Below are 6,917 nucleotides of genomic sequence, written 5' to 3'. Positions count from 1 at the left end.
GAGAGCCTTTACCTCAGCTAACAGGCTCCTGGCCTCCGCGGCGTCCCCGAAGGCGCGAACATGAGTATCATCCCACGACACATAACTGCTATTACCGACGAGCGAATAGTTGAGCAGCCTCGCCAGTCTGCGTTCTCTAAACGTGAGAAAAAACCAGAAGGACCTGCTGTCGACCTGCCAGGTCTCTTCGAGTACTGGTACGGTACCTACCGCGGGGAGCCGAACGCCACTCCATGGCGACGATCGCGATTTGCTCCATCCAAGTTGCCCACGCGCAGGAATAAAACCCGCCCACATCACTGCGGCACCTGTCCCGTCAGGCCGGATCCGCAAGTACGGGGTATCGACGCAATGGTCAATGGGCGCCAGCACAAAACCAGACTCGCCCAGCTGTTGCAACCAGACCGGCGACACATCCGCAAGGCCGGTGTAGACCACAATCCGGTCGAACGGAGCCGCCTCCTTGAAGCCGTTGTAACCGTCGCCTGTAGCGAATCTTGTGGGGAAGCCGAGGCGCCTGTGGACCTCTCGAGCACGCTCTACAAGTCGGGCATCCACATCCACTGCCGTAACCTGGCCCTCAGACCCAACAAGCCGGCTCAACAGAGCAGTGCTGTAGCCAACCCCGCACCCGATCTCCAGAATGTTCATTCCGGGCCGCACATCAAAGGCACGCAACACCGAGCCGATGAGGCTAGGCTGCGATGTCGAGGAGACCGGAAGACCGTCTTTGACGTCCAGTACTAAGGCCCGATTCGAGTATATAGCGGCAAGGGAGCGCTCACCTTCTGCGGGTCTGAGCACCCATCCAGCAGGGCTGTGCTCGAACCACGAATCGACAAAAAGGTGGCGAGGTACCGCAGCAAAGGCGCTGAGAATGCCCGCGTCCGCTACACCTGCTGCACGCAGTTTTTCCAAGAAGGAAGCCAGGCAAGCTTCGTGGCTTTCGGAGGTTTTCTGCGCCGCCATCTTCTGAGAGTCCTGACCGGTTTCCCTACCGGTGCCTCGCTGCATTTCCATCGTTGCGACCTAACTCCCGGTTGCCTGTGTAATTGGTGTACACGACCCGGCATTGAAAGCGCATACCGGCATTATTCCCAGCGAAGCTGAGGCAGCCGCCGGTGGAGATCCCGAAGCGGCAAGGAGACGACGGGCAGGGAGAAGTTGCCGGCCGCTTCGCTCCACGAAAGGGCGGAGCCGTGGGGGTCGGCGTCGCCCGCCGGTTCGGGGCGGCTTGCCTCGAACTTCTTGGCCGTACACGGCATGACCGGCAGCCGTTGCAATCCCCGGAACTCCCCTCAGCCGGCGGGCCTGGACTCAGACCGGCTGTCAGGGTCCATGAACCTGTACTCGTCCACGTCGCAAACGGGCCGGTAGCCCATCTCCTGATAGATGTGGTTGGAGGTCGGGTTACTGAGGTCGGTGAAGAGAAAGCAGTACTTGTATCCGGTGTCCAGCAGGAATTGGCTCAACGCCGAGACGCACGCGCTGGCATACCCCCGGCGTCGGTACTCAGGAGGGGTGTAGACCGCGCTGACGCGAATACCGTTTCCCGTCGGGCCGCTGTAACCGGCCATGGAGACGGGACGACCGTCGTACCAAAGGAACAGCCCCCGGTGCCCCGGCTGAAGGAGGGCGTCCACCCTCTGTTCGGCCTCGCCAGCGTCTGCCTGGCCCAAGGCCTCGGCACCAAACGCTGCCATCCACCTGATGAGTAGGTCCCGGTCAGCTTCGGTGGCGCGGCGGAGGTCGCCGGGCGCCCTACTGGCGGGTCGCACCTGATCCAGTTGGTAGATCCGAAGCGCCCTCGCCTTCTGGAAAGGTTGGCCGCTCCGGCGCTGCCACCGGTCCGCAAAGGTCAGGCTCACGGGGCTGGGCCCGAGCACTCCCGGCAGCCGCCGGTATTCCCGGTAGACATCCTCCGCGATGAGCCAGAGCCCGTCGGCCGCTGAAACCCGGGATAGTACCAGGTTCCGGGGTGGAGTCATGACAGCGGCTGCCACGACCGTGCCGCCGTCCAGGACGATGGCCAGATATGGTTGCCCCTGGACGCGCTCGGGGTGTTCGATAAGACCGTTGGCGATCCCCAGCATGAGGTTGTGATCGGCCTCGTGGTTGAGCAAAAACCCGGCAGCGCGGCGATAGAATTCGGCCGGAGCGTCAAAACGTTCGAGTTTGATCGGGCTCCCCCCTCTGGTCAACGCACAGCACGGCGGACGACCTCGATGACACGGAGCCCGCCGACGACGGTGAGGTGGCACCGCAAGTGAAGGCGCCCATTCGAGCGCGGGCTCGCCGGAAGCAGCCGCCGATGGGAGAAAACCGGTGCGCCAGCAGGGACTCGAACACTTCTCCGCGAGGGCCCCAAGCCACTAACCAGGGTTCCGGGTGCCCGTCGCCCATCGGCACCTCAACAGCTTCCACCGACCGGTATCGCGGCCAGCGCGCCCGCCTCAAAACATGGGGCGCTTGGACCAACGTCCTCATCTGGGCTTTCCCGCAGTTGTCAGGATGGAATCAGCACTCTATACGCTGGTAGCGCCAGCCTACTCTAGGACCCGGACGAAGTCAATGGCGCCCATGGGAGGCGGGTGGCGCCGATCTCGGCCTTCAGCCGGCGCAGCGCGGTGGATTTGCTCATCTCCGACAATTACTGCCCTGCTCCGGGGACGGGAGCAGCCCGGCCCGCCCGGTGCTCCCTGGCCACGAGGTAGGCAGCGCCCGCCACCATCGCGGCCAGGGTCAGCGCACCCAGGTGCGCCCCCAGACCGTAGTGCCATATCGAGGCCAGCGACCCGGCAGCGAGCAAGTAGTAAACGAGGGGAACCATCGTCTTCCGGATGATGTCCCCTTCCCTGCCGACCAGGCCCACCACCGCGGCAGCCGCCACGACGTTGTGGACCGTGATCATGTTGCCGGCGGCCCCGCCCACCGCCTGAGCCGCCACGACTACCTGGGGCAGGCCTCCGATCCGGTCGGCCACGCCCCACTGGAACAGGGAGAACATCATGTTGGAAAGGGTGTTGGAGCCGGCGACGAAGGCGCCCAGGGCCCCGATGACCGGCGCGAAGAACGGCCAGCTGGCGCCAACCGTCGCCGCAACCCCTTTCGCCAGCTCGATGGGCATGCTGTCCAGCCCGGCCGCCCCGCCGCTGGAATTGATGAACACCCGCACCATCGGAACGGCGACCAGCAGGGCAGGGGCTGCGGTGCGCACCTGCCTCCAGGCCAAGCCCACCGCAGCGCCGATTTCCCGGGCCCCCATCCGAAACCCAGCGAAAACGAGGGCCGAAACCACCAGGAAGATGAATCCCGGCGAGTAAAGCACGTCGACGACGGCTCCGAGGCGCGTCCCCAGAATGTCGTTCCACGCCAGCTTCACCGCGCTCAGCCACCTCTTTAGGGGCAGTGCGGGCAGGCGGGTCAAAACGAGAGCGGCCGCCACCAGGGCGTACGGCCCCCAGGCCGCCACGAGCGAAACGCGGGGCGTCTGGCCGTTCACGTCGCCCTCGACCGTCCCCATCCAGTCCCTCTCCCAGCGGGCGCGGGGCGGGAAGTCAAAGGTCTTCTCCGGCAGGAGAAACCCCCGGCGCGCGGCCGGCACGACCACCGCCAGGCCGATAAGCCCTCCCAGCAAACTCGGGAACTCAGGGCCCAGCAGGTAGGCAACCGCCAGGTACGGGACGACCATGGCCAGCCCGGCAAACACGGCGAAGGGCCAGATGCGCAGCCCCTCGAGAAAGCTGCGCCGCTCGCCGTAGAAACGTGTGAGCAGCGCGGAGAGGAACACCGGTATGAGGACGCCAACCGCTGCGTGAAGTGCGGCCGCGCGCACGGCGATGCCGCTCAGGTACTCTCCCCAGGTGAGCCCCGCCCTGGCGGCGGCCTCTCGCACCAGCGGAACGCCCAGTCCCGTGCCGACGCCGAGGAGGATGGGGGTTCCGATCGCCCCGAAAGTTACGGGCGTGCTCTGGATGATGAGCCCGCTCATGGCCGCCGCCATCGCCGGAAACCCCAGACCGAGCAGGAGCGGACCCACCACGGCGGCCGGCGTGCCGAAACCGGCCGCGCCTTCGAGGAAGCTGCCAAACAGCCATGCGACGATGATGGCCTGCACCCGCCGGTCCGGGTTGATTCGCGTGAAAGCCGCCCGGATGGTGGCGAGCGCGCCGTTGGCCCTCAGCGTGGCCAGCAGCAACAGGGCTCCGAAGACGATGTAAAGGATGCTGAGCGCAACGATGACCCCCTGGATGGTGGAGGCGAGGACGGCCCGGGGGGCGACGCCCCAGACCCAGAGGGCCTCCGCCACCGCCACCACGTAGGCCACGGGCAGGGCTCGAAGCGCGGGCCACCGCAACACCACCAGGAAAAGAAGGACGCTCAAGATGGGAAGCAGCGCGAGGAGGGCAAACACCCCGGCAACACCTCTCCCTGGCCTCAGGGTGTCTCCCGTAGCAGCCGGTTCATGCACGGGCAGCAGCCGGCGCCGGCGAGTCGAGATCGTCCTGAGCGCACCCCTACCCGATCTGGCCGAGCGCCCGGTGCACCTTCAGATACGCTTCGACGTCGGTCAGCTGGGCAAGGAACGCCTTGACGCGCCGGCCCGTCTCGCTGTGCAGCCATTCCCGGGAGATCACCCCGTTGCGGATGGCCCTCTTGTAAAGCTGCAGGTTGCTTCCCATGGAGGTCGTCGAGTAGAGCATCGCCATCAGCTCGTAAAACCGCCTGAGGGGAAGCCGCGGCCTGACCGTCGTGTGCAGGAAGTCGAGCAGTTCGTCGTGCCATTCCTCCACTTTAAGAAGCCCCTGCCGCAGCCACTGCCTCGCCAGAACCGTTCCCGGAAGCGGCGTCAGCACGGTGTATTGCGGGAACGCAATGCCGAGCCTGCGCACGAAGGCCGCCAGTTCGAAAAAGTCGGACTCCTCCCAGTCCGGATTGACGATAAAGCAGCCCCAGGCCTCGACCCCGCAGCGGCGCATCTCGTCCAGAGCGCAGAGCGCGTGCTCCAGGCGGTTGCGCTTGTGGTGAAGCTCGCGAATCTCGCTTTCTTTATGGGACTCGATGCCGAGCAGCAGGACCTTCAGTCCGGCTTTCGACCAGTGCTCCACCAGGGCGGGCCGGCGGGCCACGTCGTCGGTGCGCACCTGCGCCCAGTACTTCCACTTGCGACCCTTCCAGGATGGGTCGGAAGCGATCCGCTCCCGGATGCGCGCCGCGATCTCCTGCGCGCGGCGGCCATCGACCCAAAACTCGTCGTCGACGAAGGCCACCACCTGCACCGCTTCCGGGAGCCGCTCGAGCTCCGCCATCACCCGGTCGGGGCTCTTGGTCCGGTAACGCCGGGAGTTGAAGACCCACACCGAACAGAAGCTGCAGTCGTAGGGGCAGCCCCGGCTCGTCTCCACGGACCCCGCCACGCCCATCACGTTCAGGTAATACCGGTCCTGGTGGCGTTCCACCAGCGACCAGTCCGGCATGGGAAGGGTGTCGAGATCCTCTATCGGCGGCCGGGGCGCCGTTCGCACCACCCGCCCGTCCCGGCGGAAGGCCAGGCCGGGAATGGACTGCCAGCTGTCGCCGCGGGCGAAGGCATCCATCAGTTCGGGGAAAGTCTTTTCGCCTTCGCCCAGCACCAGCACGTCGACCGCGGGCTCGGAAAGGGCGTCTTCGGGAGCCATGGTGGCGTGATAGCCACCCCAGACGATGAGGGCTTCCGGGCACGAGGCCCTGATCCGGCGCGCGAGGCCCTTGGCCGCCCACGCCTCGGCCGTGTACGCGGTGAGGCCGACGACGTCCGGACGAAAGGCGGCCAGGGTTCGTTCCAGCACCGCATCCTCTTCCAGGCGCAGGTCCAGGATGCGGCAGTCGTCGCGGGGCGCCGAGGCGGCGACCATGAGCAGGTCGAGTGGCGCCACCCGGGCGAGGCTGGTAAAGCCCACGCTAACGCTGGAAATATCCGGCTTCACGAGCAGGATGCGCAGCCGCCTTCGCGCACGCGGGGAGCCCGAGGGAACGGAGAGGGGCGCGCCAGCGCCAACGCCGTCGGCGCCCGCTGAAACGGGCAAGGAAGCCATGGGGAACCATCTCCTTTTATCGGGAACCTGCCGGGGACGTCTATCCGCTGACGGTGGGACGGGGGGAACGCCTCCTGCGGGTAGGGCGAACGCCGTGCGAATGGAGAGCCGGCAGCCGGATGTCCCGGAGCGAGCTCCGTTTTCGGGATCTCGGTTTTGAGATGAATTCTTTACGCGGGGCGCTGGCCCCTTCTCTGGCGAGTCGCCGGCAAGGGGCTGAACTCTCGGCGACCCTGGCAGCGGCTGCCCGGCAGGGATGGATCGCCGAAGATGAGCGGGCGATGGCCGCAGCAGGGCTGGCGCTGATACGGCCGGCACTGAACGCTGCAGGACAGGGCGGACCAGGTGTGGAAGGCCCCAAAGCCGGGACAGTTGCGCTGCTGGGGGTGGGTTGTGTGCCCCAACAGCTCACGGTTCTGCGTGCCTTCGTGGAAGCTGCCACCGACGGCGGAGCGGCGGGATGGGTGCTGGACCTCCCCAGCTGCTATTGCTGGGCGCCCGATCACGATCGGGTGCTTTCGCTGCTGCCCCAGGCGGCTCGCTTCGCCTCCGCATGGCTCCGCCGTCACGGGGAGCCCGTGCAGCTTACGTCGCCGCTGTCCGTGGAGGTGGTCGAGCTTTTGGTCCGCGACGGCTCCATGGGGCGAGGCGGCACCTGGGCGCTTTTTCTCCCCGATCTCGTGCCGCTCACCGCCGAGGAACTCCATCATGGCCTGCTCTACCTGCAATGGTCTCGGCTCGACCTCTTCGAAACCCTGGCTGACCTGCCGGGAGGGGCGATGGAGTGGTGCATCCCCGGCTCCCGGACCATCCGCGAGATCTTGATTCACCTGGCTCAGACCG

6 protein-coding genes are annotated in these 6,917 nt (G+C 66.3%); 1 reads left to right on the top strand and 5 read right to left on the bottom strand.

All coding sequences use genetic code 11. The annotated features are described in order from the left end of the window. The 5 genes from AB1609_12835 to AB1609_12815 all read right to left on the bottom strand — a co-directional run. Positions 1-1,020 (bottom strand): methyltransferase domain-containing protein (locus AB1609_12835; protein ID MEW6047346.1); only part of this gene is annotated, 1,020 nt, incomplete at its 3' end. A 71-nt stretch (positions 1,021-1,091) separates the two neighbouring features. Beyond that, positions 1,092-1,283, bottom strand: coding sequence for a hypothetical protein (locus AB1609_12830; GenBank protein MEW6047345.1), 192 nt, complete (start codon positions 1,281-1,283; stop codon positions 1,092-1,094). Positions 1,284-1,298: 15 nt separating this feature from the next. Next, complete coding sequence (locus tag AB1609_12825) at positions 1,299-2,201, bottom strand: GNAT family N-acetyltransferase (protein ID MEW6047344.1); 903 nt, start codon at positions 2,199-2,201, stop codon at positions 1,299-1,301. 449 nt (positions 2,202-2,650) lie between these two features. Beyond that, positions 2,651-4,414: an L-lactate permease gene (locus AB1609_12820; protein MEW6047343.1), complete on the bottom strand. Its 1,764-nt coding sequence runs from the start codon at positions 4,412-4,414 to the stop codon at positions 2,651-2,653. 103 nt (positions 4,415-4,517) lie between these two features. Further along, positions 4,518-6,074 carry a radical SAM protein gene (locus AB1609_12815; protein ID MEW6047342.1) on the bottom strand — a complete coding sequence of 519 codons (1,557 nt, stop codon included), beginning with the start codon at positions 6,072-6,074 and terminating at the stop codon, positions 4,518-4,520. A 161-nt stretch (positions 6,075-6,235) separates the two neighbouring features. Here AB1609_12815 and AB1609_12810 point away from each other — a divergent pair. After that, positions 6,236-6,917: hypothetical protein (locus AB1609_12810; GenBank protein MEW6047341.1), on the top strand; the 682-nt coding region annotated here is incomplete at its 3' end.

It is taken from the genome of Bacillota bacterium, assembly GCA_040754675.1.
Lineage (GTDB): Bacteria > Bacillota > Limnochordia > Limnochordales > Geochordaceae > Geochorda.
This window is presented reverse-complemented; position numbering and strand designations above follow the sequence as displayed.